General features: G+C 63.2%; 18 protein-coding genes. 6 read left to right on the top strand and 12 right to left on the bottom strand.

The window, feature by feature from the left end; genetic code table 11:
• Positions 1 to 66: 66 nt before the first annotated feature.
• The 4 genes from ACQY7R_RS18860 to ACQY7R_RS18875 all read right to left on the bottom strand — a co-directional run bounded on the left by ACQY7R_RS18860 (position 67) and on the right by ACQY7R_RS18875 (position 6373).
• Positions 67 to 1926, bottom strand: a complete 1860-nt coding sequence (locus tag ACQY7R_RS18860) for an ABC transporter ATP-binding protein (RefSeq protein WP_428307115.1) — start codon at positions 1924 to 1926, stop codon at positions 67 to 69.
• Between the two features lie 150 nt (positions 1927 to 2076).
• Positions 2077 to 3189, bottom strand: coding sequence for an ABC transporter permease (locus ACQY7R_RS18865; RefSeq protein ID WP_428307116.1), 1113 nt, complete (start codon positions 3187 to 3189; stop codon positions 2077 to 2079).
• A gap of 10 nt (positions 3190 to 3199) precedes the next feature.
• A complete protein-coding gene (locus ACQY7R_RS18870; RefSeq protein WP_428307117.1) occupies positions 3200 to 4183 on the bottom strand; it encodes an ABC transporter permease in 984 nt (327 codons plus the stop codon).
• Positions 4184 to 4285: 102 nt separating this feature from the next.
• Positions 4286 to 6373, bottom strand: a complete 2088-nt coding sequence (locus ACQY7R_RS18875; RefSeq protein ID WP_428307118.1) for an ABC transporter substrate-binding protein — start codon at positions 6371 to 6373, stop codon at positions 4286 to 4288.
• 374 nt (positions 6374 to 6747) lie between these two features.
• Between ACQY7R_RS18875 and ACQY7R_RS18880 the strand changes: the two genes are divergently transcribed.
• A complete protein-coding gene (locus ACQY7R_RS18880) occupies positions 6748 to 10515 on the top strand; it encodes a DUF7133 domain-containing protein (RefSeq protein ID WP_428307119.1) in 3768 nt (1255 codons plus the stop codon).
• 62 nt (positions 10516 to 10577) lie between these two features.
• On the opposite strand, the gene ACQY7R_RS18885 is transcribed toward ACQY7R_RS18880, so the two are convergent.
• Together ACQY7R_RS18885 and ACQY7R_RS18890 are read right to left on the bottom strand one after the other, a co-directional pair.
• The gene (locus tag ACQY7R_RS18885) at positions 10578 to 11126 is read right to left on the bottom strand and encodes a hypothetical protein (RefSeq protein WP_428307120.1); all 549 of its coding nucleotides are present in this window, start codon (positions 11124 to 11126) and stop codon (positions 10578 to 10580) included.
• The gene (locus ACQY7R_RS18890; protein WP_428307121.1) at positions 11113 to 11655 is read right to left on the bottom strand and encodes a hypothetical protein; all 543 of its coding nucleotides are present in this window, start codon (positions 11653 to 11655) and stop codon (positions 11113 to 11115) included. Before ACQY7R_RS18890 ends, ACQY7R_RS18885 begins: the two co-directional genes overlap by 14 nt.
• 195 nt (positions 11656 to 11850) lie before the next feature.
• On the opposite strand from ACQY7R_RS18890, the gene ACQY7R_RS18895 reads away from it, so the two are divergent.
• Entirely contained in the window at positions 11851 to 12318 is a 468-nt protein-coding gene (locus ACQY7R_RS18895) for a hypothetical protein (RefSeq protein ID WP_428307122.1), read from the top strand.
• 111 nt (positions 12319 to 12429) lie between these two features.
• Here the strand turns inward: ACQY7R_RS18895 and ACQY7R_RS18900 are convergent, their stop codons facing one another.
• Positions 12430 to 13629 (bottom strand): leucine-rich repeat domain-containing protein, encoded by a 1200-nt coding sequence (locus tag ACQY7R_RS18900; protein WP_428307123.1) that lies wholly within the window; start codon positions 13627 to 13629, stop codon positions 12430 to 12432.
• A gap of 608 nt (positions 13630 to 14237) precedes the next feature.
• Between ACQY7R_RS18900 and ACQY7R_RS18905 the strand changes: the two genes are divergently transcribed.
• Positions 14238 to 15605, top strand: a complete 1368-nt coding sequence (locus tag ACQY7R_RS18905) for a Gfo/Idh/MocA family protein (protein WP_428307124.1) — start codon at positions 14238 to 14240, stop codon at positions 15603 to 15605.
• A 412-nt stretch (positions 15606 to 16017) separates the two neighbouring features.
• Complete coding sequence (locus ACQY7R_RS18910) at positions 16018 to 17169, top strand: hypothetical protein (RefSeq protein ID WP_428307125.1); 1152 nt, start codon at positions 16018 to 16020, stop codon at positions 17167 to 17169.
• 1 nt (position 17170) lies between these two features.
• On the opposite strand, the gene ACQY7R_RS18915 is transcribed toward ACQY7R_RS18910, so the two are convergent.
• The 4 genes from ACQY7R_RS18915 to ACQY7R_RS18930 all read right to left on the bottom strand — a co-directional run bounded on the left by ACQY7R_RS18915 (position 17171) and on the right by ACQY7R_RS18930 (position 22658).
• Positions 17171 to 18847: an anti-sigma factor family protein gene (locus ACQY7R_RS18915; RefSeq protein WP_428307126.1), complete on the bottom strand. Its 1677-nt coding sequence runs from the start codon at positions 18845 to 18847 to the stop codon at positions 17171 to 17173.
• Positions 18848 to 18999: 152 nt separating this feature from the next.
• Complete coding sequence (locus tag ACQY7R_RS18920; RefSeq protein WP_152101495.1) at positions 19000 to 19635, bottom strand: RNA polymerase sigma factor; 636 nt, start codon at positions 19633 to 19635, stop codon at positions 19000 to 19002.
• Between the two features lie 130 nt (positions 19636 to 19765).
• On the bottom strand, positions 19766 to 21715 hold the full coding sequence (locus ACQY7R_RS18925; protein WP_428307127.1) for an FAD/NAD(P)-binding protein: 1950 nt from the start codon (positions 21713 to 21715) through the stop codon (positions 19766 to 19768).
• A 190-nt stretch (positions 21716 to 21905) separates the two neighbouring features.
• Positions 21906 to 22658, bottom strand: coding sequence for a sugar phosphate isomerase/epimerase family protein (locus ACQY7R_RS18930; RefSeq protein WP_428307128.1), 753 nt, complete (start codon positions 22656 to 22658; stop codon positions 21906 to 21908).
• Positions 22659 to 22900: 242 nt separating this feature from the next.
• Here ACQY7R_RS18930 and sppA point away from each other — a divergent pair, with 242 nt between their 5' ends.
• The gene (gene sppA, locus ACQY7R_RS18935) at positions 22901 to 23980 is read left to right on the top strand and encodes a signal peptide peptidase SppA (protein ID WP_428307129.1); all 1080 of its coding nucleotides are present in this window, start codon (positions 22901 to 22903) and stop codon (positions 23978 to 23980) included.
• Positions 23981 to 24261: 281 nt separating this feature from the next.
• The gene (gene rlmN, locus ACQY7R_RS18940) at positions 24262 to 25326 is read left to right on the top strand and encodes a 23S rRNA (adenine(2503)-C(2))-methyltransferase RlmN (RefSeq protein WP_428307130.1); all 1065 of its coding nucleotides are present in this window, start codon (positions 24262 to 24264) and stop codon (positions 25324 to 25326) included.
• A gap of 329 nt (positions 25327 to 25655) precedes the next feature.
• Here rlmN and ACQY7R_RS18945 read toward each other — a convergent pair whose 3' ends face one another.
• Positions 25656 to 26735, bottom strand: a complete 1080-nt coding sequence (locus ACQY7R_RS18945; RefSeq protein ID WP_428307131.1) for a S1C family serine protease — start codon at positions 26733 to 26735, stop codon at positions 25656 to 25658.
• Between the last annotated feature and the right edge of the window lie 115 nt (positions 26736 to 26850).

Consider the following 26850-nt stretch of genomic DNA (forward strand, 5'->3'; position numbering starts at 1 on the left):
CCGCGTCACCTTGTAGCCCCGGGCTCCGCCCGGGGCTAGGAATGCGAGGCGCCCTTAAGTCGATCGTTAGGACTTCTTCGCCGCCCAGGTCCGTTCGCGTTCGGCAACCACTTGGCGGATGTGATCAAGGTCGTCGTTGGGCGTCGCGCTGATCAGCTTCCGCGTGTACGCCTCGCGCGGGTCGCGGTAGATCGCTTCCGACGGGCCGAACTCGACGATCTTGCCGGCGTTCATCACGGCCATCATGTCGGCCATGAACTTCACGACGCTCAGGTCGTGGCTGATGAAGATGTAGGTGAGGCCGCGGGTTTCTTGGAGCCGTTTGAGCAGGTTGAGGACCTGGGCCTGCACCGACACGTCGAGCGCGGACACCGATTCGTCGCAGATGAGGAACTCGGGCTCGACGGCAATCGCGCGGGCGATGCAAATGCGCTGCCGCTGACCGCCGGAGAATTCGTGCGGGTAGCGGCGGAGGTGGGCCGTTTGCAGACCGACTTCTTCAAGCAGCGCCGCGGCGCGGTCACGGCGTTCTTTGCGGTTGGCGCCGATCTTCTGGATCACCATCGGTTCGGTGATCGCGGCTTCGACGGTCATCCGCGGGTTGAGCGAGCCGTAGGGGTCTTGAAAGATGATCTGCATGCGGCGACGCATTTGCCGCAGGTCGGAGGAGCCGAGCGAGGCGACGTCGACGCCGTCGAGCCAGACTTGGCCGCCGGTTGGTTCGACGAGTCGCAAGATGGCCCGACCGGCAGTCGTCTTGCCGCAGCCCGACTCGCCGACGAGGCCGAGCGTTTGGCCGCGGTAGACGTTGAAGCTGATACCGTCGACGGCGCGGACATGATCGACGGTGCGAGCGAGGATGCCGCGGCGGACGGGAAAGTGAACTTGTAGGTTGTTCACGGCCAGCAACGGTTTGGTTCCTTCGGGGATGTACTGCGTATCGGCGGCAGGCGTCGCACCGACGGCGTGGCCCACGGCAGCGAGTTCGCTCTGCGGATGAAGCAACCGGCCGCGGCCATGCGTCTTCAGTTCGTTCAGTCGCTTGGCGTCGAGTTGCTTCTCGGTAATCTCCAGCCGCCCGTCGACGACGCGGCTCGACATGAAATCGTCGACCGTCGGCAGCAGCTTGTAGGGCGAATCGAGTCGCGGCCGGCAGGCGAGCAGGCCCTTCGTGTACGGGTGCTTCGGGTGAGAGAAAATATCGAGCACGCGGCCATACTCAACCTCTTCGCCGCGGTACATCACCAGCACGTCGTCGGCGATCTCGGCGATGACGCCGAGGTCGTGCGTGATGAACAAAATCGCCATGCCGCGCTCGTCGCGGAGCTTGCGGAGGATATCGAGAATCTGGGCCTGGATCGTCACGTCGAGCGCGGTGGTCGGCTCGTCGGCGATCAGCAGCTTCGGATTGCACGAGAGGGCCATCGCGATCATCACGCGCTGCTTCTGGCCGCCCGACATTTGATGGGGGTAATAGTTGATCCGCTCTTCGGGAAACGGGAGGCCAACTTCGTCGAATAGCTCAACCGTCCGCCGACGCGCCTCGTCCTTCGACACGTTTTGATGGAGCAGAATCGCCTCCATCACCTGGTCGCCGACGGTGAAGACCGGATTAAGCGAGGTCATCGGCTCCTGAAAGATCATGCTGATCTCGCGGCCGCGGATCGAGCGCATCTCCGGCTCGGGCAGGCGGACGAGATCGCGACCGAGGAGCGCGATGCGGCCCGATTCGATTTGCGCCGACGAGGCGAGCAGACGCATGATCGAAAGCGAGGTGACGCTCTTGCCGGAGCCGCTCTCGCCGACGATGCCGAGCGTGCGGCCCGCCTCAACGCGAAACGACACGCCGTCGACGGCGCGGACGACGCCTTCTTCGGTGTGGAAGTAGGTCTTCAGGTCGGCGACGTCGATGACTGCGGTGGACATGGCTGTCAGCTTCTATAAATGCTTCACCACGAAGACGCCAAGGCACAAAGACGGCACGAAGCAAGGAACGGCGGAACGCTCCATGATCATACCCTTTTCCCTTGGTGATCTCCTTCGTACCTTCGCGTCTTCGTGGTTATTCTCAGAAAGTTAGTGGGCGTCCTGCCGCAGGCGGGGGTCGGTGGCTTCTTGGAGGCCTTCGCCGATGAGGTTGTACGCCAGGACGGTGAGGAAGATGGCGACGCCTGGGAAGACGATCAGCCACCAGGTTTCTTCGATCGAGCGGCGCCCCGCGGAGAGGAGCGTCCCCCAACTCGGATTTGGCGGCGAGGCGCCGAAGCCGAGGAAGCTGAGGCCGCTCTCGATCAGGATCGCGTCGGCGATGCCGAAGGTGATTGGCACCAAGACGGGCGCTAGGGCGTTACGGAGAATGTGAATGAACATCACCCGCCCGGGGCCGGCGCCCATTGCCCGCGCGGCGGAAACGAATTCGAGTTGCTTGAGCTTCATGAACTCGGCGCGGGTGAGCCGGGCAATGCCAGTCCAACCGGTGCAGCCGACGATGACCATCAGGTGGACGTTCGAGACGCGATCGAGCATGGCCACTAGCGCGAGGATCAGCACGAGCGAAGGAATGCACATCACCACTTCGATGATGCGGCTGATCAACACGTCGACCCATCCGCCAAAGTAGCCGGCGAGGGCGCCGAGCGTGATGCCGATCGCCGCGGCGATTCCCATCGAGACGAATCCGACGCTCACCGCCGTCTGAGCGCCGTGCACCATCGAGGCGAAGACGTCGAAACCTTGAGGATTCGTGCCGAACCAGTTGAAGCGATTCGGAGCCCCTTCTTTGCCAAACGGGTTTTCAGGCTGATTCGGCCACTCGCCTCCGCGCACCCGGCGATAAGGATCTTGGTAGACGAGCGGAAAGATCGCCCAGCTGTCGGGATCTTTCTCCTGCAACGTCCCGGCGTAGCGACCGCGGAAGCGATCCTTCGAAAAGATCGGATTCTCCCACGCCCGGTTGTAGTAGCCCATGGCGGGGAAGTAGATGTTTCCCTTGTAACGGCAGACGATCGGCTTGGTGCCGGCGATCAACGGCGCGGCAACGGCGATGGCCGTGAGCGCCACGACGAACGCGAGCGCAACGACCGCCAGCTTTCGCTTGCGGAAACGACGCCAAGACTCGCGCCAGAAGCTGGCCGAGAGTTCGGCCGACTCGGCAAGCGTGATCTCAACTTCGGGGGGCGTGGTCAGCATCAGCGGTTGGTCAGTTGTAAGTGACGCGCGGATCGACCACGGCGTACAGGATGTCGGCGAGAAGTTGTCCAGCGAGGGTCAACATGCTGAACATTAGCGTGAGCCCCATGATGACGTTGTAGTCGCGTTGGCCGATCGACTCGAAATAGAGCCGACCCATGCCGGGCCAGGAAAATATTTGCTCGAGAATGACGGCGCCGCTGAAGAGGGCTGGCAACGAGAGCCCGACCAACGTCACGAAGGGAATGAGCGTATTGCGGAATGCGTGCTTCAGAATAATTGACCGGGGAGAAACGCCCTTCGCACGGGCGGTGCGAATGTAATCTTGCCGCAACACTTCCTGCATGTTCGCACGGATAAAGCGAGAGTAAAACGCGAGGCTGGTATAGGTGAAACAGATCACCGGCAGCGTTGCGTGCTGCAGCAGATCCCACGCTTTGCCGGCCGTGGTGAGCGTGGCGTAGTCATCGGAGGTCATGCCATAGAGCGGCAGCCAGCCTAGTTTCACGTAAAAGAGGAGTTGCAAGTAGAGCGCGGCCACGAAGGAAGGCAGCGAGTAAAGCATGTAGAGGAACGTGCTGACCGTCCGTTCCGCAGGCGAGTCGGCTTTCGCGCTCGACCAGAGGCCAATTGGTACTGAGAGCAAGTAGGCCAGTACGAGCGACGTCGCCGACAACAGCACCGTCGCCGGCATCCGCTCAAGAATCAACGTACTGACTGGTTTGTTGTTGCGGGAGTAAGAAACCCCGAAGTCCCCCTGCAGAACATTACTCATCCAGTAGAAGTACGCCTGATACCATGGCTTGTCGAGTCCGTAGAGGCGGTTCAGTTTCTCTACCGCCTCGGGGCTCATCATCTTGCTGGGGTTCATCTGCGCCATGTCGCTGGTGAACGGCGTGCCCGGAATATTACGCACCAGCCCGTACACCAAAAACGTGATCAGCAGGAGCGTGATCACGCCGATGCCAAGACGACGTATCAAGTAACTGATCATGCCATCGCTGCAGAGTTTGAAACGTCGTGGATCACGTGACGCGGTGCGGCCCGCCGTCGCCCAACGCTGAGCGGACGCGCTAGCGGGCCGGAGGGCCATCGACTACGGATTCGCTGCCGGGATGTACAGGCTATTGAAGCCAGGGCTGTATTTGAACGGTCCCAGAGCGCCGAAGTTGTACCCCCGCAGGCTCTTGTTGAAGCCGAAGAATGCGTTGCGATAGAAGAGCCATGTGACCGGTTGATCTTCCCAGAGCTGAAGGTGGATCTTCCCGTAAATTTCAGCTCGTTTAGCGGGGTCGAGTTCACGGAGCCCTTGCTCGAACAGCTCGTCGACTTTTGGATTGGAGTACTGCCCGTAGTTGCGTTGCGCCCCAGTGCCGTAGATGTTCGACTGCATTGAGGGATCGGTGCCGGCGCCCCAGCCGCCGAGGCAGGCGTCGAACTCGTGCTTCAACAGCTTGTCCTGCATGACGACGAACTCGGTCGGCTTCACGTTGGCGACAACGCCGATCTGTTCCAGACACTCTTTCATCAACGTGGCGGTTTGAATGCCAGTTTCCGTCTGGGACGTCATCAGCTGGAACTCAAACGGCACGAGTCGGCCGTTGATTTCCTTGTCGCGTATGCCGTCGCCATCGCTATCGGTCCAGCCCGCTTCTTCGAGGAGGTCTTCTGCTTTGTCGAGACTTTGCTTGATCTTCTCCGGCGGATTCTTAGGGAACATCCAGGCCGTCGGGTGGAACGTCCCTTGGCCCTGCTTGTTCAAGCCGCGGAGAATGGTGTTGATCAGTTCGTCGTAGTCGAACGCATAGGTCATCGCCCAACGGACGCGAGGATCGCCGAAGTAGACGCTCGGCGATTTGCCGTCGGCCGTCCGCTCGTTCCATTCGATGTGGAATTCGGTCCACTCGGGCGCCGTTACCTTCGTATTCTTGGCGTAAAAGTCGTCGCCGTTGGTTTGATCGGCCCACTGCTCGGCCCGCAGTTCAATCTGCTGGATATCGCCAGACTTCAGGGCAAGCAGCGCGGTGTTCATGTCTTCGATCGTCTTCACGCGGACTTCGGCAAAGTTCGGCTTGTCGCGGACCTGCTTGCCGTCGTGCATGTAGTAGCTTTCGCGCCGGCTGACCACGAATTCCTCACCTCGTTTACGGCTTACGTACTCGTAGGGGCCGGCGGTGACGGGCTTCGCTTCCTGCTCGGTGTGATAGGCGCTCCGCTTGAGCGACGGATCTTCCGCGACCGACTTCTCGTAGATGTGCTGCGGCAGAATCGGAAAGTTAATGTTGGTGACGTTCGTCGCCAGCGGATCTTTGTGGAAGATGACGACGGTGTGATCGTCGTAAGCTTTGATCGCCTTGATCTTGTCGGTGCCGCTGTCGCGTATCGCTGGGATGACCAGCAGCGGATGGTCGGACATGATCAGCTTGAACGTGAACTCAACGTCGTACGCCGTGAATGGTTTGCCGTCTGACCAAGTGATGTCGTCGCGAAGGACGAAGCGGTCGATCATGCCATCTTCACTCGTCTGCCACGAGACAACGACGTCCTTGGGCGCGAAGTTCTTCAGCTGTCGATCAAAGCTCATAATCGCCAAGCCGGTGAGATCGGCGAACTCACCGTCGGTCACGCTGCTTTGAAACATCGGATTCGTGCTGGTGAGATCACCACCGGCGTGACGAACCATCTTCGCATCGTATTCGACCCCCTGCCCTCCCTCTGGCTGCAGCACTCCCAGGGCGCTGAGGATCTTGGCATTGTTCTCAGGCGAGTCGTTGCGGAGCTTCAGCGCTTCTTCGGCGGTGACCGTCGGCGCCGGCTCGTCCTTCTTCTCTTCACGCAGAAGCGCCATCCCATCCGCGATCCGTCCATCCTTCCACGAGAGCTTGTCGAGTTCTTCCAGCGAGGGCGGATCGAACTTCTGGAGCGCGTTGCCGAGGACGAACGGAACGTTGGGATCAGCATCCGCAGCCTTCGGCTCGGCGGGTGGCTGCCCTCCATCCTTCGCAGCGGCGGTCGACGTCTCGGCGGGCGCGCTCTCGGCTGGAGCGTCTGCTTCCTGTGCTTCCTTGGTCTCTACGCTCTTTTCGGTCTTGGTTGATTCCGACGAGCAACCATAGGTCAGCCAGAGCAGCGAGCAGGCAGGGAGGAGAAGCAGCAGAGATCGAAACGTGCTCGATGCTGGCATAGCGAAACACCTTGCCCCCGCAGCGAGGCCGCAGGGCTGAGGGGATTGGGCGAGTTGGGACAAACGGCAAGCGGGGCAAACTGCCCCATGCGGGTGGATCGTAGCCCAATTCTTCGGCGCGGGTCAATGAGAGTCGAGGGGACCGCGCGTAAGCCGCACTATGGTCCCCTGCCCTGCCGCGAATGGCTGTCATGTCGCAGCGGACATTTCACCCCGCTGGCTCGCGGTTAAATGGGCGTCACAGCATGGCGGACGGATTCGTAATCCTGCGACGCCGACATTTCCATTGCCGGCAACGGGGGTTCGTTGCTATTCTTCCCGCCCCTCGCGCCGTCGATCGCTGGCGGCGCTGCCGGTTGAAAAGGATTTCTCCGATGCTGTATACGCTCCGCTCACTGCTAGCACTCTTCACGTTGCTGTTCGCCTGGGCCGCCGTCGCGCCAGTCGCGTACGCCGCCGATGGCGAAGCGGAGTGGATTTGGTCTCCCTCACAGAAGCGGAACGAAATCCCCGTCGGCAGTTGCTACTTCCGCAAGTCGTTCGACGTGAGCAACGCCGAGGCGGCCGAGATCCATCTCACGGCCGACAACGAGTTCGAGCTCTTCGTCAACGGCCAACAGGTCGCCAAGGGCACCGATTGGCGGCAACTGCAGGTTCACGAGATTACGGAGCTACTGCAACCAGGCCGCAACACGATCGCCATTCGCGTCGACAACAAAGACGCCGGCGCCGCTGGTCTCGCGGCGCGCGTCATTGTGAAGCAGGTCGGCGATACGTTCGAAGGATTCTCGACCGACAAGTCGTGGAAGACGAGCGTCCGCGAGTTTGAAAACTGGACGGCGCCGCAGTTCAACGACAAAGATTGGGTCGCCGCCGCCAGCTACGGCGAAATGGGCGACGCCCTTCCCTGGGGCAACGAAATCGTCCTCGAAGGCGTCGGCGCCCGGTTCGCCGTCGACAAAGAGTTCGAAGTCGAGCGGATCATGCGGGACGACGAGGTCGGTTCGCTGATTGCGATGACCTTCGACTCGCGCGGCAACATCTTCGCCTCGCAAGAGGGCGGGCACCTGATGTTGTTGACCGACAACGACGGCAACGGCATCCACGATAAGGCGACCACCTACTGCGATAAGATTCAAAACGCTCAGGGCCTGCTCGCCATCGGCTTGCGGCTGTTCGTCGTCGGCGACGGCCCAGAAGGAATGGGCCTCTACCGACTGCGCGACGCCGATCGCAACGGCGAAGCCGACGAGGTCGTCAAGCTGCTCAGCTTCAAGGGTTCGAAGGGCGAGCATGGCGCTCACGGCCTGCGGCTTGGCCCGGATGGGTTGATCTATGTGATCGTCGGCAACTTCACGCGGGCCGACGGTACGCCAACCTCGCGCAGCCCGTACCGCCTGTGGTACGAGGGCGACCTCATCCTGCCGAAGTACGAAGATCCGGGAGGTCACGCGGTCGGCATTCCTTCGCCGGGCGGGACGATCTTCCGCACCGATGCGAACGGCAGCTTCGTCGAGTACATCGCCGGCGGATTGCGGAATGCGTACGACATGGCGTTCGATCTCGACGGCGAACTCTTCACCTACGACGCCGACATGGAATGGGATCGCGGGGCGCCCTGGTATCGGCCGACGCGCGTGAACCACGTTCCCGCCGGCGCCGAGATGGGCTGGCGGAGCGGTTGGTCGAAGTGGCCTGAGTACTACCTCGACAGCCTCCCCGCGGCCGCGAATATCGGCCCCGGCTCGCCGACCGGCATCGAGTTCTACGATCACTACGCCTACCCGGCGAAGTACCAAGGAGCGATGTTCGCGTGCGACTGGGCGACCGGCAAGATTCATGCGATCACCTTCAAACGCGACGGCGCCAGCTACGTTGGCGAAGATGAAATCTTCCTCGAAGGCCGCCCGCTGAACGCCACCGACTGCGCGGTCGGTCCCGATGGGTCGCTCTACTTCTGCACTGGCGGCCGCGGCACCGACGGCGGCGTGTACCGCGTCCGCTGCAACGTGCCGGTGGGACCGGAAGTTACCGACATGGGCGAAGGGATCGAGCGGGCGCTGCGGCAACCGCAAATCGACGCCGACTGGGCGCGGGCCAAGGCGGCCGGCGTGCGGCAGGCGCTCGGCGACAAGTGGGAAAGTGAACTCATTGCCGTCGCGACCGACCCCGATCGGATTGTTCGCGAGCGGGCTCGTGCGATCGACCTCTTGGTGTACTTCGGCCCGCGGCCGAACGATCAACTGCTCAAAAATTTGGCGATCGACGTCGAGCCGGCCATCCGGGCGAAGGCGGCCCGCCTGATGTACATCAGCGACGACGCCAGCGTCCGCACGGCACTGACGAAGCTGCTGCAAGACAGCGATCCGCTCGTGCGACGTTGTGCGTGCGAATCGCTGATGCGTCGCGGGACGATGCCAGCCGCTGCCGACATTTTGCCGCTGCTGGGTGACGACGACCGCTTTACCGCGTTCGCCGCGCGGCGGGTCATCGAGCAACTTCCGGTCGAGTCGTGGAACGCGGCCATCATGAAGGAAACGAAGCCGCAGGCGTTCTGCGTCGGCGCCACGGCGCTGGTGAACGTCGAACGGAAGCCGGCCGTCTCGCTGGCCGTGATCGACAAGTCGCTCAAGCTGCTGGCCGCCGAACCGATCACCGAACTCGATCGCGTGAATTTGCTTCGCGTGATCGAAGTCGCAATGTTCCACGGAAAGCTTGACGCCGCGAAGGCGCCGCAAATTGCCGCGCCGATTCTGGCGATGTATCCGACGAACGAACCGGCCGCGAATCGCGAGCTCGTTCGCTTGTTGACGTTCCTGCAGGTGGAAGGCGCCGCCGACAAGTTCGCAGCGGAGCTCGCGAAAGCCGACATCCCTGTGGAAGAGAAGCTGCACGTCGCCGCTTACGCCGCGCGGCTCCAAAAGGGCTGGAACACGGCCGCGAAGCTGGAACTGTTGAAGTTCTACGAGCAGGCCCGCACCGTGAAGGGCGGCTACAGCGTCGACAAGTATGTGGAGCACTTTACCCGCGACTATCTGAAGAACCTAACGATGGCCGAACGGCAGCATCTGATTGCCGGCGGCGATAAGTGGCCCGCCTCGGCGTTGTCGACGCTCGCCAGCTTGCCCGAAAATCCTGGCGCCGAAGTCTTGGCGACTGTCCGCGATCTCGACACACGCATCGCCCCCAAGTGTGGTGAAAGCGACCTCTACCGCCGGCTACGGGTTGGCGTGATCGCGGTGCTCGGCGCCAACAACGACGCCGACTCGCAAGAATACTTGCGGACAATTTATCGCGACGAACCCGAGTACCGCGGCCCCGTGGCGATGAGCCTCAGCCAACATCCGGGCGGCGAGAACTGGAAGGTCCTCGTTGAGTCGCTGAAGTCGGTCGACGGCCCGATGGCGCAAGAGGTGCTCGGCGCGCTCACGCGCGTGAACCAACGGCCGGCCGACGCGGCGCCTTTCCGCGATACGATTCTGTTGGGCCTCAAGCTCGGCAAGAACGGCGGCCCCGACGCTTCGAAGCTGCTCGCCCATTGGAGCGGCCAGGCTGGCACGGACATGACTGGCTGGCAGCGGTGGTATGCGACGAAGTTTCCGAACGCCCCGGCGGCGGAGCTGCCGAGCGACGCCGGTCGCGACAAATGGAGCTACGAAGAGTTGCTGACGTTCCTCAACTCGGAACAAGGCAAGCAAGGCGACGCGGAGCGCGGAAGCCGTGTCTTCACGCAGGCCCAATGCGCATCGTGTCATCGCGTCGGCACGGCCGGCGAGACGATGGGCCCCGATCTCACGGCCGTCGCTCGGCGGTTCCAACGCAAAGAAATCCTGGAATCGATCGTGTACCCGTCGCACGTGATCAGCGATCAGTACGCCGCCCGCATCGTCACCGCGGGGGGCAAAAGCTACTCCGGTCTCGTCTCGCAGCAGGCGAACGGCAGCGTTACTGTGCTGCAGTCGAACGGCCAGAAGGCGGAGCTGAGCGGCAATGAAGTCGACGACATCCAACCGAGCGACGTCTCGGCGATGCCGACGGGGCTGCTCAATCCGCTGACGCTAGAGCAGGTGGCGGACTTGTTCGCCTACCTCGGCGCCGCCAGCTCGAACGACGTCGCCAGCCGCGGCTCGTCCACCAAGTAGCCGCGGGTCAACGACCCGCCGGAGCGGTGCTTAACAGGCTAGCCATTGCCAACGATGAGCGGTCAGCCGCTCGACATCGCAAAGTCAGTGACATACACGTCACTGATCCCCTGCGGCGTCGGCACGCGCTTCAACCGCAAGTAAAGCAAGCGGTGAACCCGCTGCAACTTCGGATCGGCAAGATCGTCGGTCGTTGCCGAGCGAATCGCCGTGATCGCCTGATCTCGCAGGCGGCGTTTCCAGTGTTCGAACTCGCGGACCGTGTCGTCGGTCGTTCCCGGCGGCAGGACGACGTGCACGGCGAACTTGAGGCTGGCGATTTCGTTGTGGGTCGGCCGAAAGTTGCGGAGGTCGAACGAGCCGAGGTCGATCGCGCGCGGCAGCTTCGGATCGTGCGGCGGCAGTGGCGCGGGTTCAGCCCCATGACCGCCGGCGGCTTCGCCGTGCCCTCCGCCGCCTGACGCAAACGTCGGGCATTGCAAAAAGGCGATCAGCGCGAGGATAAACAACATTCGCAGCGCGAGCCGCGTGCGGTCGCTCAGCCGCCCGCCCTGCAACACAGTGGCAAACGATGGGAGTTCGCGGGACCAGGTAATACTAGTGGTGGCCACTGGCAGCTTCCTCGGCATGCGGAGTTTCTTCAGTATTCGCCAGCGCGTCGGCGTCGAATTCATTCAGTACAAACTGACGCACGAGTTGCGGGCCAATCAGCGGTCGGGCAACGTCGGCCATGCGAGCCTTCACGGCGGATAGCTTCGGATCGGCGAGTTCGTCGACCGAGCTGGTTCGCACGATCGAGATGACGGCGTCGCTCAACACGCCGCGATGGGCTTCGACGGCGGCGGCGACGGCCGGTTGATTCTCGGGGCTCGTTTCCGCCGCGAGTTCGAATTGCAGCCGAATCCAAAACGCTTCGTCAGGTGCGATTTCCGGCGAGGCATCCGTCGGATCTTGCGTCGCGGCAATCGGAATGTCGTACTTGCCGAGCGACACGTACGACGCCGTCTCCAGCGGCACGTCGAACTCGATTTCTTCGAGATAGTCGACGAGCTTCGGCCCCTCGGGCTTGCTGCAACCGAGTGCGGCCGCCGACAACGCGACGGCGATCAGCGAGATGGAACGAGCGGCGACGAACGGCATAGCAGGGCGATCGAAGAACGGCGGAGCGGCCGGCGGCGAGCCGGAACAATCGTTACAACGAAAGCCTACGTCACGAAGCCGACTCGCGCCGGCGCACTACACTTGTGCTGTAGCGTCTGGACGCCATTTCCAACCGCTGCCCGCCGCACCGCTACAGCCGTAGCGATCGCACCGATTGCGCCGAGGAGAGTTCGCGTGGATCCATCGCATCAGCCCAATTCCCGCAGCGCCGAACGCTGCCGTCGCTTGGTCGCGCTCGCACTCGCATCGGTCCCGCTGGGGGGCTGTTACGACACTGCGATCTTGATGAAAGCGCGGCAGGAATCGCGCGAGCTGATCCAGACCGAAGAGGTCGACCTCGGAACCTATCGGATCACGCTGCCCCACAAGCTGGGCGTCTCGACCGACAACGTCGTCGACTTCCATGTCTTCGGGCAGGTGACGCGCGGCGACCGGCAAGCGATCGACGACGCCCTGCGGATGCGCGGCGCCGAACTGCGTTCGAAGATGCTGGTCGAAGTCCGCGCGATGAAAGCCCCGATGTTCGAAGAGGCGAAGCTGACCGCACTGCGGAACGCGATTGCCGAGGTGGTGAACTCCGCGCTCGGCCGGCGCGTGGTGAAGCAGGTGGGATTTTATCGGTTTTCGTTTAACACGATCTAGCCCCCGGCTCGGCCGGGGGGTCGGCTGCCATTCCGGTAGGCAGCGCCCCACAAACTACCACCCCCGGGCGGAGCCCGGGGCTAGGAAAACGCATCGGCAGCAAGCGGTCGGTTACCGCACGATCTTCACGTTCGGCAGCGCCGCCTTCAACTCCGACACGCCCGCATCGGTCACCGGCGTTTGCGAGACTTGCAGCGTCTTCAGCTTCTTGAGGCCTGTCAGCTTCTTCAGTCCGGCGTCGCTCACCGACGTGTTGTCGAGGTTGAGAAACTCCAAGGCTTCCATCTTCGCGATGTGATCCATCGCGTCGTCGTTAACGCGGGTCGCCCACAGGTCGAGGTAGTTCAGCTTCGGCAATTCGGCGAGATGCGCGAGGCCGGGGCCTTCGACGCCCGTTTCGCTGAGATCGAGTTTGAACAGTTCCGGCATGCCGGCGAGGTACTGCAGCGTGTCGTCGCCGATCCACGTGCCGCGGAGCACGAGCTGCCGCATCTTCTTCAGGTTCTTGAGATGCTCGGTACCGTAGTCGGTAATCGTCGTCCGCATCAAGCTGACGTCGTCGAGCTCCGGCAAGCCGCCGAGGTGGACCATGCCGTCGTCGCTCAGCTTCGCGTCTTCGAGGTAGAGCCCCTTGAGCTTCTTCAGCTTGCCGAGTTCCGCGACCCCGGCGTCGGTGATCGACGGGCTGCGGAACTTTACCGCGGCGAGCGTCGACATGGCGCCGATGTCTTTGCAGCCAACGTCCGAGAGCGTGCAGCCGCGAACGTCGAGCAGGCGCAGCTTCTTCAGCGGAGCGAGCGCGGCGACGCCGTCGTCGGTGACCTTCGTGTAGGGGAGCATCAGGTGGGTCAGCTCCGGCATCTCGGCGATCGACGCCATCCCTTCATTGGTTAGCTGCGCGGAACGGTGGACGTTCAGCGAACGAAGCGCCTTCAGCGGCTTGAGCTTCGGCAGACCCGCATTGGTGACCGCCGTGTTGCGGAGGGTGAGCGTCTTGAGCGTCGACAGACCGGCGAGCGAGTCGAGCGTCGCGTCGTCGATCTGCGAACCCCACAGCGTGAGGGTTTCGAGCTTGGGCAGCTTGCCGATCTCGGCAACGTCGGCCGGGGTGGCGGGGCGGTTCTCGAGATCGATCATGACGATCTCGCCGGCGGGGTTCTTTTGAACCTTGCCAAGAAGCTCCGCGACGCGTTCTTCAACCGAAGCGGCCGACGCGACGGCGGCGAGGCAGCCGATTACCGCAACCAGCGCGAGCGCGCACGCATTGCGAAACAAACCAGATAGCGAACGACGCGATGCTAAGCGAGACACGGCGAGATTCTCCCACGCAGTTGAATATTCAGATCGGCCGCCACGATGCATCTGGGGGAATGCGTCGACTAGCCTTCTAGCGAAACAGTTAGTCTAGCCTGCTTGATTGTGAGGCGACAACTCGCCGCGGGGTGCGCTCGTTCGCAGCTGAATGGGCGTTGCGGGATCGTCGCGCACTCCGAGAGTCGCTCAAACGCATTGGCGAGGCGCGCTTTCCGTAACTGCGCAAATCTTAGCGCCGCGTCGTTATTTTGCGTCGACGTTTCCATCGCATGCGTTCACTCGCCCCCCGAACCTCGGCAAGAATCGCTGTTACTCGCGGCCATGGGCAATCTCCGTACGCCTTTCGGCAAACTGAAGACCGCATGCCGAACGTCCCGCCCTGCCCCGCGCGTTGCCAGCCTGCTTTCCCTGAGTTAAATTCAAGATTCGCACCGGCGCCGGTCAATTCTCCGATCGTAGCGCGCACCCCACGGCGCGAACCGTGACTTTCGTTTTGTAACGGCGGCTCTGGCGATCGTAACGACCGCGCGCATTTCAGGCCGGTTGGTCGACTCGCATCGAGCGTGCTCCCACCAGCGCACTATCTCTCCCAGGGGCATTCAAAAATGCAACCACAGAAACGGCAAGCTTCGCGTCGCGATTTCATGCGTTATTCGGCTGCAGCCGGTGCAGCCGGCGCCGGCTATTGGGTCGCCGGCGGCGTTCCGCTGAAGGCCAGCGCCGCAGCTAACGAGCAACTGCAGATCGCCTGTTGCGGCGTCAACGGCAAGGGACGTTCGGACGTCGAGAACGCCTCGAAGTTCGGCAAGATCCACGCCGTCTGCGACGTCGACCGCAAGTTCCTTGATCTGTCGGCCCGCTTCAACAAGACCGACAACAAGTTCACAGACTATCGCGAGATGCTCGATAAGCTCGGCGATCAGGTCGACGTTGTCACGGTGAGCACGCCCGATCACACACACGCGGTGATCCTGGCCAAGGCCCTCAAGATGGGCAAACATTGCTACGGCCAAAAGCCGCTCACGAAGTCGATTTGGGAAGCTCGCGAGATCCAGAAGCTCGCCAAGGAAGCGGGCGTCGTTACCCAAATGGGCAACCAATACACCGCCTACGAGCCGATGCGCAAGGCTGCTTACCAGCTCCGCAATGGTCAGGTCGGCAAGGTGAAGGAAGTTCACGTCTGGACGAACCGCCCGGTGTGGCCGCAAGGCGAAGCCCGCGGCCCCGAGAAGCCCGTGCCGGCGGAACTCGATTGGGAAGCCTGGATCGGCCCGGCGCCGATGCGTCCTTACGCCGATGGCTACCACACGTTCAAGTGGCGCGGTTGGTGGGACTTCGGCACCGGCGCCCTCGGCGACATGGCGTGCCACACGTGCAACCTGCCGTTCATGGGCCTCAACATGCGCGACCCGACGGCGGTCGTCGCCGAGACCTCGGGCCACGATCACGACAGCTACCCCGCGAAGTCGAAGATCAAGTTCGACTTCCCTGAGCTCGACGGTCGCGCGCCGTTCACCTTCTACTGGTACGACGGCACCAACCTGCCGCCGGAAGACCTGTACGCCGAATTCGTGAAGCCGGGCAAGGACGGCAAGGCAAAGTCGCTCAACGCGAGCGGTTGCTTGATCGTCGGCGACAAGGGCACGATGTACGCCGCGGGCGACTACGCCAACGACGGCATCGAGCTCAGCGAAGGCCTCGATTGGCTCGAAGTCGATTACCCGAAGCCCCCGGGCGCTCCGGAACTCGGCCACGTCCAAGAGTTCTACGAAGCGATCCACGACCCGAAGAACAAGAAGGCCGTGTCGAACTTCGTCGACTATGCCGGCCCGCTGACCGAGACGATTTTGCTCGGCAACCTGGCCGTCTGGAAGGGCGAGCCGGTAAAGTGGGACGCCGCGACGATCACGCCGGACGACCCGAGCCTGATGGCGATCGTCAAGCCGACCTACCGCGAAGGTTATTCGCTGTAGTCGCTTGGACTTGGACGATGAATTGAACGCAACGCGAACCGGCCCGAAGCCCAGCTTCGGGCCGGTTTTTTGTTGGCACTGAGCTGGTGTTTCCAGGCCTATAAGGCCGCGCCGTGATAGCCCAGGGCGCAGCCCTGGGGCAACGAAAGTTTATGTCTCCCGTAGCCCTGTAAGGGCGAAATAACCCCGGAGTCATCGCTTGGCGCGCCCCTTCAGGGCTACGAGAGCGTTTGACAATCCCACCCAGGGCTTCGCCCTGGGCTGCCGTAGCGCGGCTTTTCAGGCCTAGTGTTGTCGCACCAGACGCGTTGCGTCCAATTTGCAAGTCATCGGCTAGAATGACTGAACACTGCCGCAGAGCAGCGGGAATACCATTCCCACGCGGAGCGTGGGAACGAGGAGAAACTCAACGATGACCGCAATCACGAAATACGACGACCTGGCCAACCTCGCGGGCGATCCGGGAGAGATGTTTCGCGAGGTGGCTCAGTCGCTCGTTGCTGCGGGCGAGTTCCACCGGCTGTTCGATCTGCGGCTGCTGCAAGAACGCCACCGCCATGGCTTGCCGCTCGATCGCCGCACGCCGATCGACGACGTTGAAGAGCCGCTGCGGTCGCAGGTTGAGGCGGGCTATCTCGCCGCGTGTCGCGAAGTGGGCGAGTTGCTCCTCGAATCGGGCCGACTGCGCGAAGCGTGGATGTACCTGCGGCCGGCAGGCGACAAGTTTTCCATTCGCCAACGGCTGGCTGGCGTCGTGCTTGATGACGAACGGGCCGATGAACTGATCGAACTCGCACTGTTCGAGGGAATCGATCCGGAGCGCGGCTACGCCTGGCTGCTCGGCCGTAACGGCACGTGCAACTCGATCACGACGCTCGACGGGATGAGCCAGCAACTCGACGCCGCCGACATCCGCGCGTGCGCCGGCGTGCTGCTGCGGCACGTCTACCGCGAGCTGCACGGCAATCTCCGCGGCCACTACAACAAGCTGAAAGGTTCGGCGCCGCCGAACACGCTCACGATCGAGCAGCTGATCAATCAGAATCCCGAACTGCTCGCCGGCGGCAATTACCATCTCGACATTTCGCACCTGCAGAGCACCGTCCGTTATGCACGCGTGCTCACCGATCCCGCGCTCGTGACGAAGGCGTTTGAAATCGCCGATTACGGTTCACGGCTACCGGCCGACTTGCAGTACCCTGGCGAGTCGCCGTTCGAAGAACTGTTTGCCGCGCATCGCCGCTGGTTTGGCGCACTGCTCGGCCGCGAAGTCGATCCGGCGGTCGAGTTCTTCGGCGAGAAAGCGCGGGCCGAAGGGGACGATCCGCGCAGCACGGCGGCGGTGGAAACGTACTTGATTTTGCTGCTGCGACTCGGCCGGGCGGGCGATGCGCTCGCGGCGTTTGAAGAACTCGCGCCGGCGGGACGGGAGTTGTCGCCGCACGCGCCAACGCTGCTAGAACTCGCGCGAGCGGGCGGCGATTGGGAACGCTACGCGGCGATCTGCCGGGAGCGCGACGACCTGCTCGGGTTCGCCGCAGGGTTATTGGCGCGACGCGGGTAAGTTACCGCTCTTCGTCGTCGCCATCGTCAGGACCTGGCGGCTCCGGTTCGTCCCCCGGCGGCGGGCCGAATTCATGCGGACCGTGATGCTCGCCTTCAAACTCCGGCCCAGCCCCAGGGAACGGCCCACGTCCGCCGCGATCGCCGGGGCCCATCCGTTCGTGCGGCGGCGGACCGCCGGGGCCGCCTTCGGGACGACCAGGGCCGCCCTCCCAATGGCCTCCGCGACCGCCCGGTCCACCAGGACCGCCGCTGGGCCCCATGGGAGCTCCGTGCCCGAATCCGCCGCGGCCGTCGCGTCCTTCAGGGCCGCCAGGGCCTCCTGGCCCGCGCCGCCCCTCTTGCTTCGGACCATCCCAAGCCCACGGCTTGCCAAAGCCCCGGCCCGGCTGCGAACGATACAACCGCCGCAGCGCCTGTTCCATCTCGCCGGGGGGCAAGCTCAACAGCTTGGCCCGCGTTTCGGCGTCGAGATTCTTTTCGTCAGCGAAGAAGCTTTCGAGGGCCTCCTGCGAGACTTCGCCCTGCAGCGATTCGCTCTGCCGCAGCCAGGTCATAATCCGTTCGACCTTGTGCTGAGGCGATAGCGACTTGAACGCCTCGTGAGTCCGCTCCGGTAGGGCTTCGAGCGCCGCATCCTGGAAATCGCCCGGCTTGCCCATGCCGATGGCGACGCGACGGAACATCGCGTTCGGAATTTGGTTGAGCTGCATGCGACCGCGACCGCGACCGTCGTTCGATTCCAGCGCTTCACGCGTCGCTTCGCGTTGGAGTTGATCGAGCGGCTCGCGAATCTTGCGCACGAACCGATGAAGCTCCTCGTCGGTAAGCGTCAGCAGCGCGTCGTCGCGCATCTCGTCGAGCCAGCGATCGATCGTACGAACGCGTTCGCTGGGCTGCATCGTGCGAAGTTCGTACTGCCGTGCGGGAGGGAGTCCGCCGACCCAGTCGGCGTAGACGAGCATCGCCTGCTGCAATTGAGCGGCGTCGTCCGCCGTGGCAATCTCGTTGTGGAGCTTGCGAATCCGCTGCTGCTCTTCCACCGGCAGTTGGTGGAAGCGATTAAACTTGGCGCGCAGCTGCGTGCGCTCTTCGTCGTCGAGCTTAGCGAGCCAATCGTCGCGGCCATTGGTGAGCGACACGGTTTGAAAACGTTCCGTCCGCTCCGGAGCCTTGCCGGCGGCACAGCCGAATTCGTGGAAGTCGCCGCCGAATTCATTCCGCAGCGAACGGAGGAACCCGGGGGAATCGAACTGCGTGTAAACGTCGACGTTGTCGACGAGCGGCAAGTCGGCGAGGAGCGCGCGGTCCGCACTTTGCCACGCCAGACGGAACACCAGGAACGCCAATGCCGCGGCAGCCACCGCCGCCAAAATCGAGGACAGCCGGCGCCGACGCTGCACCACCGGCAGCGCCATCGTCCGCTCGAGCACCTCGGTCGCGGCAGCCTTCACCGCCAGTTCCATCGTCGTTCGCGAGAAGCGATCATCGACGTACTCCTGCGGCAGCGCATCGAGTGCCGTCCACGCCTGCTCAATGCCCTGCAACTGCCGGCGATACGACTCATCCGACGCCAACCGCTGCTCGACGCGCGCACTCTCTTCGGGAGAAAGTTCGCCATCAAGATAGGCGACGATCTCTTCGAGACGTTGCAGGTTGTCGTTGGGTGTTGGCGGCATTGGTTTATTAAATTCGCACCACGAAGGATCTAAGGCGCGAAGGACGCACGAAGAAATCACACAATCACTAAAACTAATTGATCAACCGAATTAGAAACGTTCTTAATACCTTTGTGCTCTCCTTAGTGCCTTGGAGCCTTCGTGGTTAGTCCTCACTCCACCTTGGTCCCCTGCTGCAAGTAAGGTTCCAGCACGTCGCGTAGGTTCGCACGAGCGCGGGTCAGCAGCGACTTCACCGCCGAGGGGGTCATCTCCATCACTTCGGCGATTTCTTCGTAGCTGAGATGTTCGAATTTGTTGAGCAGCACCGCTTCGCGTTGGCGTTCGTTGAGCGAGGCGACGGCGACGTTGACGGCGTCGCGCAGTTCCAGCTTGTCGAGTTGACGGGTTGGCATCTGGCCGCTTTGGGCGACCGCGGCGGCGTCGAGGGCGTTGGCCCCAGTGTCGCTCGCGCTGCTGCCGGCCAGGTGAACTTCCTTCCGCCGCGACAGCGTCCGTTGAGCGTTCGCGGCGACGTTGTGGACGATCGTGAACAGCCAGGTCGAAAACTTGGAACCGGGGATGTATCGTTTGCGGGCGCGGTAGATCCGCAGGAACACGTCTTGCGCGAGGTCTTCCGCCATGTCGCGGCGACCCGTGATGTGGGCCAGCAGCGAGACGACGCGATTTTGGTAGCGCAGCATCAGCTCCTCGAACGCCTCGGCGTCGTCTTCGCGCACGCGCAGCATCAGGCGCACGTCGGGGTCGTGCGCGGTGTACCGCTCGGCGGTGGAATCGCTGATGGCCAAAGGGCTGCCGGGGGCGGGACGCCCCGGCTCGCTATGTTCGGGATGTTTCGTGGCGAGCTCAACGGCCGTTGCCGCTGCTACTTGATAATACCCGAAAGCGGGGCGGAAGTTTCGCCCCGGTCGGCCGCGATTAGACCTGCCAGCTGCCGGCGCGGCGTTCTTTTACCAGGGCGACCGTCCGTTCGGCGACGGCGGCCGCTTGGCCCCGCAGCTCGGGCACGGCCGTGCTTTCCCAATATTGCGGCTTCCGCAGGGTGCCGACGACAAACAGGTCGGCCGTCTCGCGGCCATTCTCACCGATCGCGTTGCCATGCGAGGTCGTCTGCAGGCCGAGGCCGAGCGCGTCGGGCTGGAGCCAGCCGTCGACCAGCAGCGAGCCGATCGCGGGGTTTGCCGCGGCACTGTTGGACGGGGCCGGACCGGTGCAGTTGATCACCCAAGCAGCGTCGATTTCTTTGAGGCAGTTGCTACCGCGCTCGGCGATCGCCAGCCGCACCGTGGCGCCATCGGACTGAGCCGAAACGATTCTGCCCGCCACGACGTCGACCCAATCGCAGTCGCGCAGCTCGCCGAACTGGGCGCCAATCGAAAGGGCCATCCGATGGCGGTGGACTTCCCAGTAGGGCCGCAGCCGGGCAAGGAACCGCTGCCGCTGCTGGGCAGACATCGCCCCCCAGATCGCGGCGGTGTGCGGGCGGACGCCGTCGACGACGGTGCGCCAGTCCCCCTTCTTGGCGACGACTTCTCGCGCGAGGCGGTGGAGGCAACGGCTCAGCTCGACGGCGCGAATGCCGCCCGGCTTGGCCGAGAGCTCCGTCACCAATGCTTTGAGATCAATCGGCGGCTGCGGCGCCGCGGCGTGTGATTGCGGCAGCAGCCCGCGTCGCGACAGAATCGTGATCGGCGCCTGACGCTTCGGATGGGCGAGCGACAACACCGCGTCGACGGCAGTGAGCCCGGCGCCGATGACGACGACCGGTTCGTCTGGTTCAACGACATTGAGCGCGAACGGCCGCCACGGATCGGCGATCAACCGAGTCCGCGGTCCGCTCCAGCGGGCACCGATCGGATCGGACGGGGGCCGATGGCCGATGGCGAGCACCACGGCGTCGGCGCAAATCGTCGTGCCGTGAGCGAGATGCACCAGCCAGCCGCCGCTCGGCCGACGGGCGACGCGGCGAACTTCATCGAAGCGAACCGATAACTCCGCGGCGGCGCCAACTTCTTGAGCCGTGTTGAGCAGCGTCTCGCGAACGTACTCGCCATACCAACGCCGCGGCAGAAATTCGTCGCCGCGAATCTTCGCGTCGCGCGTGCGGGCCCAGTTGACGAAATCATCTGGACGATCGGGCCAGGCGCTCATCTTGCCGGCCGGCACGTTGAGCAAGTGGTGCGTTTCACGCGTGCCGTAGGCGACCCCCTCGCCGACGGCGCCGCGACGCTCGACGACGACGACCCGCAACTTCTGCCCAACGGCAGCCGCGCTGCGGAGCACCTGGGCGGCGGTCATCGAACCGCTGAACCCGCCGCCGACCACGACCACCGTCGGCGTGTCGTCGCGCTGCGGGGCTTGCGGGGCCGTGGGCGTCTGCGGCCGTTGAATAAAGCGGCGGAAGTCCCGCAACGGCGGGGCGTAGGCGTGCACCGTCACCAACGTTTCGCGACTCGTCGCCGGATTGAGGACCGTATGGACGCCGGCATCTTGCCCGGCAGTGATTTCGCCGGCGGGGACAACCGTCTCGTAATCGACGTCGACGTAACCGTCGGCCGCCACTTGGAACGAACCTTCGGTTGCCGCGCCTTGCAGCACCTGCATCACGCAAATTGAACCGGCATGATCGTGCGGCACGCTCGTTTGGCCCGGCAGCCACGTCATCACGAGCAGTTCGTACTGCTCGCGGAGCGCGACCAGCGCGCGGTTGTACATCCGCGAGTTGGGGCGGACGAACTCCGCCACGTCTTCCATCGTCAGTCCCGTCGTCGCCATCGCCTCGGCGAGATCGACCAACGTCGGCGCCGGGCCGAGGGCATCGAGTTTACGCACCAGTTCGGCAAGCTTGCCGCTAGGAAGATGAGTCATCGGGCTCGGAAGCCTGCGGGGTGATCGCGTCCACGAAAAAAGCCGACGGACCCTCTACGGAGTCCGCCGGCTTCTGGTTTTTCCAGTCAGCGAGCGGGGGGTTTAGCACGGCAAAATTGTACGTCGCTGGCGCCCGCCGGGCGCTGCAACTGCCGAGAAAACCGAATGCGCCGGCTAGACCGTTCGTGCGTTACAGCAAGCTGTCGAGCAACAAGCGAATCTTCCGCATTTCGGGCCGATGCTCGTGCCCTTCCAGCGGCGGCATGTCGACCGTTAGCGCCCGGCTGTAGCCGACCTTCTCAAGTTGCCCCAGCAGCTTTCCGTAATCGACCTCGCCCTGCCCCACGCGCACATGCAGCGCACTCTTCGTCGAGTCGCGGAGGTGGACGTTGTAGACGTAAGGAATTACCTTCGAGAAATCGCGTCCCTGCCGCGGGCCGGCGATGTAGTGGCTCGGGTCGAGCGACAAGCCGAGGCCCTTCACGTTGTTGCAAAGGACCGCGGCGGTGTCGGGGTCTTCAGTCATGCACCCGATCTCGGTCCGCATGGCGACGAGGCAGCCCTCGAGCGACGCGATCTTCACGAGTTCGCGAAGGCGTTCGATCTCTTCATTGAACGGCGTGCCGAGCTCGGCCGCGGGAACCACTAGCGGCACGACCTTCAGCGCCTTGGCGAGCTTGCAGCAGGCGCTGAACTGGCCGTAGTACTCGTCCTTCACGCCGGTCGGTTCGACGGTGAGGGCGGCGATCGTCAGCCGATGGGTGTCGCGGAAGGCGTCGACCGCCTTCTCGGGACTCTTGGCGACTTCGGCCGGGGTGATCCAGGAGCGAGAGTCGTTGCGGATGGGCAATTCGACGGCGGTGAACTCGAGGTCGACCAGCGTCGGCAACACCTCATCCTTGGGCAAATCGGGAAAGCAATCCGATGACGCGGCAACAAACACGCTGGCACTCCTCGCGGTAACTTCACAGCCTGGCGGCTAATTCGGGCAAGATATGCCGTACTGTAGCGGTTTCGGCCAAGTCGAGGCAACACCGGCAGCTGGCGCCGCTGGAGCGGCGCCAATCGCTCGCACCATGCGTGTGGGCCCGGCGATCTCGCACTATGTCGCCTCGCCGCCATCGCAGTAGAATGGTGGATTCCCCACCGCCGACCCGCCGCCTCCAGCGGACAGGAGTTCTTTGCATGTCGACCGTCACCCCCGCCCCCGGCTCGCCGCCGTCGCAAGTCATCATCCAACAGCAGGCCCCCACCGCCTTCGGCCGGTATGGCAAGCTGCTGCTGATTGTGCTCGGCATCTGCGTGATGATCATCATCGGCCAGAATGCTAGCTACCAACGCTACTTCAGCCCGGCCGACGCGCCGCAAGAGAAGTATCACTCACTCAGCAAGGAAGCGACCGACAAGATCGCGATTATCCGCGTCGAGGGAACGATTCTCGATCCTGACGGGTTTGTAAAGAAACAGATCGACCGCGTTCGCGAAGACAACGACGTGAAGGGGATCGTCCTGCGGGTCGATTCGCCCGGCGGCACCGTCACGGCAAGCGATTACCTCTACCACGAGCTGAAGGAGCTGGTGAAGGATCGTGAGATTCCGATGGTCGTGAGCATGGGGAGTATTTGCGCCAGCGGCGGCTACTACCTAGCGATGGCGGCGGGCGATCAGAAGACGCAGGACGATGTCATTTACGCCGAGCCGTCAACATGGACCGGTTCGATCGGCGTCGTGATTCCGCACTACGACGTGTCGGAGCTGCTCAGCACCTGGAAGGTGAAGGACGACTCGGTCGCGAGCCACAAGTACAAGCTGATGGGGAGCCCCACGCGCGAGCTGTCGCCTGAAGAGCGGGCCGAAGAACGCAAGCTGCTGCAAGGCTTGGTCGACCAGAGCTTTGCTCGCTTCAAGGCGATCGTCGAAGCGGGCCGGCCGAAGCTGAAAGGAAACGAAGCCGATCTCAAAAAGGCGACGACCGGTCAGATCTTCACCGCCGAGCAAGCGCAGGAGTTGGGGCTGATCGACCAGATTGGCTTCATGGAAGCCGCGATCGAACGCGCTGCCACGCTGGCGGGCAAGGATAAAGAGACCGTCCGCTGCGTTGAATACGAATCGCCGCCATCGGCGCTGGGCGCTCTGCTCGGCGCCGACAGCCAGTTACTGCCGCAACGGAGCAGCCTCGATCTGGCTGGCGTCCTCGACCTCACCGCCCCGCGGGCCTACTACCTCTGCACCTGGCTGCCGGCGATTTTGTCGAACTCTCGGTAGTTCGGGGGGAATAAAGGCAACCGCCAAGGACGCCAAGGTTCGCTTAGGAAATGCGGGGAGTTTGGCCACGAAACACACGAAGTACACTAAAAGTGAAATAAGAAGACGTCTAACCGCTAATGAACGCTGATCGGACGCTAATAAATTCCAATTCTTATTAGCGAACATTAGCGTCAATCAGCAGTGCACGTTTTTGTGTGCTTCGTGTGTTTCGTGGTAAATAGCATTTCCTCCTTGACGCTCTTGGCGTCCTTGGCGGTTCAATCTTCAGAACATCATTAATGTCCCAAACCGCAAAACCACACCTGCTCAATAGCGTCGACGCCTCGCTGGCCGAATGGGCCGTCGAGGCGAAAGTGCCGCGCTATCGCGTCGCGCAGGTGCGGAAGTGGCTCTTCGAGAAACGGGCCGGCGATTGGGACGCGATGACCGACCTGCCGAAGGCGGTGCGTGCCGACCTGGCCGAGCGGTTTCAGCTGTGGACCACCGAAGTCGCCAAGCACACCCAAGCCGACGACGGTACCGAGAAGCTGCTGCTAAGTCTCGCCGACGGCGGACAAATCGAATGCGTGTTGCTTCGTGATACGACCCGCCGCACGATTTGCATCAGCACGCAGGTCGGCTGCGGCATGGGCTGCGTCTTTTGCGCTAGCGGCCTCGACGGCGTCGATCGCAATCTCACCGCCGGCGAAATCGTCGAGCAGATCCTCCTGCTGCAACGGTTGCTGTCGCCTGAAGAACGGCTCAGCCACATTGTGGTCATGGGGATGGGCGAACCGCTCGCCAATCTCGATCGCCTGCTGGTCGCCCTCGCCGAGGCCCATCGCGAGGATGGCCTGGGGATCAGCGCCCGCCGCATCACGATCTCAACCGTCGGGCTGCCGCCGGCAATTGATCGGCTCGCACGACACGAGCAGAACTATCGGCTCGCCATTTCACTGCACGCCCCGAACGACGAACTCCGCAATCAGCTCGTCCCGGTGAACAAGAACATCGGCCTCGACCCGATCATGCAGGCGGCCGACCGCTATTTCGACGTCTCGGGGCGACGGATCACCTACGAGTACGTGCTGCTCGCGGACCTCAACGACGCCCCGGAGCACGCCCGGCAGCTCGCCCGCATTTTGCAGGGCCGCGAGGCGCTGCTAAACGTCATCCCCTACAACCCGGTGGCCGGCCTGCCGTACGGGACGCCGACGGCCGAGCGACGGCAGACGTTCCGCGCGATTCTGGAAGAGGGCGGCGTGCGGGTGAAATTCCGCCACCGCAAGGGCGACCGCATCGACGCCGCGTGCGGGCAGTTGCGGCGCTCGCAGCAGCCGCTGCCGGTTGTTGAACTGAGCTAGCGATTCCATAAGCCACCGGCTGTGCCGGTGGACGAACGCTAGGCCGCGTTCTCTCGCACTCCGTCCACCGGCAGAGCCAGTGACTTTCATCAAAACGCCAACGGCCGCGGCTCGAAGTCGAGCCGCGGCCGTGGTCGCTTGGCCGTCGGAACTGGGAGGGGACGTTTTCGTCCGCGCGGAAGCTGTGTGAATCCCGCACGCACGCCGACGGCCAAGCTAGTTTGGTGTTTCAAAAAGCTTCGACCAGGACCATCGCTGAGCCTGGTCGAAGCACGCGGAGGTACTGACCCGCGGGACTACGAAATTAATCCCATCGGTTCCCTCAAAAATCAAGCGCTCGGGTCTTCCTCGACCTGCGGTTGCTCAGCCGGGGCCGAACGCTGTTCTTCTTGCAGATCGCGGAGCCGTTGCTCCAGTCGCTCCATCCGTTCAAGCATCCGCTGGTTCATGCGATCGAGCCCTTCGCCGTTGCCGCCGGCGTCGAACTGCCGCAAGTCGCCCGGAACGCCCGGTAGCTCTTGGGGATTAAACCCCGGGACGCCGCCAAAGGCGTTGGCGCCGCCGCTGAGGACTTGGTCGACAAACGGCCGGATATCTTCCGGCAGCTTGGCCAGCGCCTCTTCATCGCCCGCTTCGACAGTCCACGATTCGTCGCCGCGTTGGACAGTCACGGTCGCCTCGCCGTCGCCGTTGCGGGTGACGTTCACCGAGACGCCGTTGGGCACCTGGGCGCCGGGCTGGCCGCCGAAGATCATGCCGGGGTTAATCATTCGCATGCCGCCTTGGCCACCTTGCTGACGGAGTTGCTCCATCAAGGCCTGCGGATCGAAATTACCCCCCTGCATCATCCCCATCGGGTTGCGTTGCTGCAGTTGCTGGGCCGCAAGCCGCTCAAGCACTTCGGCCGGAATCTCTTCCGGCGTTACTTCGATCGTCTCTTCCTTCGCGAGACGGATGATCTTCAGTTCCACCGGCTTGTCATGCTTCTCGGCAATGACGCTTTGCAGGTAGGCGAGATCGGCGAGCGGTTCGCCGTTCACCGACACCAAGATGTCGTCCTGCCGCAGGCCAGCCTTCTCGGCAGGGCTGTCGGGCATCACCGATTCAATCGCCACGCCCACATCGGCCGCCAGTTGCAGCTGCGTCCGCAGAATACGGTTGTCGATGGGCCGACCTTGCAGGCCGATCCAATACTTCGGGGCCGCGACTTCGGCTTCTTCTTCGACGTCCTCTTCCACAACGGCGGGACGGTCGCCGCGATTGGGCGAGAGCTCGACGATGCGACCTTCGCTGACTTCAACTTCTTTTTCGGCGTGAACGGCCGACGGCGTTTGGGCAACCACGATCGCAAGCGCGGGGAAGGCAATCGCCAGGGCTCCCCACAAGCTTTTCCATTTTTGAATTTTCATGATAACGCTCCTCAATAAAACACAACGCGTGTGCGATGCAACGAACGTTCGGCCTTCAGCCCCAGGCTCCGCCCGGGGGTCGGTGTCCAGCACCAATCGTCCCCGCACGGGCGAT

Source organism: Lacipirellula sp. (assembly GCF_965279485.1).
GTDB lineage: Bacteria > Planctomycetota > Planctomycetia > Pirellulales > Lacipirellulaceae > Lacipirellula.

Bases quoted from the DNA above. Each gene is read 5' to 3' on its own strand.
- ACQY7R_RS18860 (WP_428307115.1), bottom strand. From the start codon at position 1,926: ATGTCCACCGCAGTCATCGACGTCGCCGACCTGAAGACCTACTTCCAC.
- ACQY7R_RS18865 (WP_428307116.1), bottom strand. From the start codon at position 3,189: ATGCTGACCACGCCCCCCGAAGTTGAGATCACGCTTGCCGAGTCGGCC.
- ACQY7R_RS18870 (WP_428307117.1), bottom strand. From the start codon at position 4,183: ATGATCAGTTACTTGATACGTCGTCTTGGCATCGGCGTGATCACGCTC.
- ACQY7R_RS18875 (WP_428307118.1), bottom strand. From the start codon at position 6,373: ATGCCAGCATCGAGCACGTTTCGATCTCTGCTGCTTCTCCTCCCTGCC.
- ACQY7R_RS18880 (WP_428307119.1), top strand. From the start codon at position 6,748: ATGCTGTATACGCTCCGCTCACTGCTAGCACTCTTCACGTTGCTGTTC.
- ACQY7R_RS18890 (WP_428307121.1), bottom strand. From the start codon at position 11,655: ATGCCGTTCGTCGCCGCTCGTTCCATCTCGCTGATCGCCGTCGCGTTG.
- ACQY7R_RS18905 (WP_428307124.1), top strand. From the start codon at position 14,238: ATGCAACCACAGAAACGGCAAGCTTCGCGTCGCGATTTCATGCGTTAT.
- ACQY7R_RS18910 (WP_428307125.1), top strand. From the start codon at position 16,018: ATGACCGCAATCACGAAATACGACGACCTGGCCAACCTCGCGGGCGAT.
- ACQY7R_RS18915 (WP_428307126.1), bottom strand. From the start codon at position 18,847: ATGCCGCCAACACCCAACGACAACCTGCAACGTCTCGAAGAGATCGTC.
- ACQY7R_RS18925 (WP_428307127.1), bottom strand. From the start codon at position 21,715: ATGACTCATCTTCCTAGCGGCAAGCTTGCCGAACTGGTGCGTAAACTC.
- sppA (WP_428307129.1), top strand. From the start codon at position 22,901: ATGTCGACCGTCACCCCCGCCCCCGGCTCGCCGCCGTCGCAAGTCATC.
- rlmN (WP_428307130.1), top strand. From the start codon at position 24,262: ATGTCCCAAACCGCAAAACCACACCTGCTCAATAGCGTCGACGCCTCG.
- ACQY7R_RS18945 (WP_428307131.1), bottom strand. From the start codon at position 26,735: ATGAAAATTCAAAAATGGAAAAGCTTGTGGGGAGCCCTGGCGATTGCC.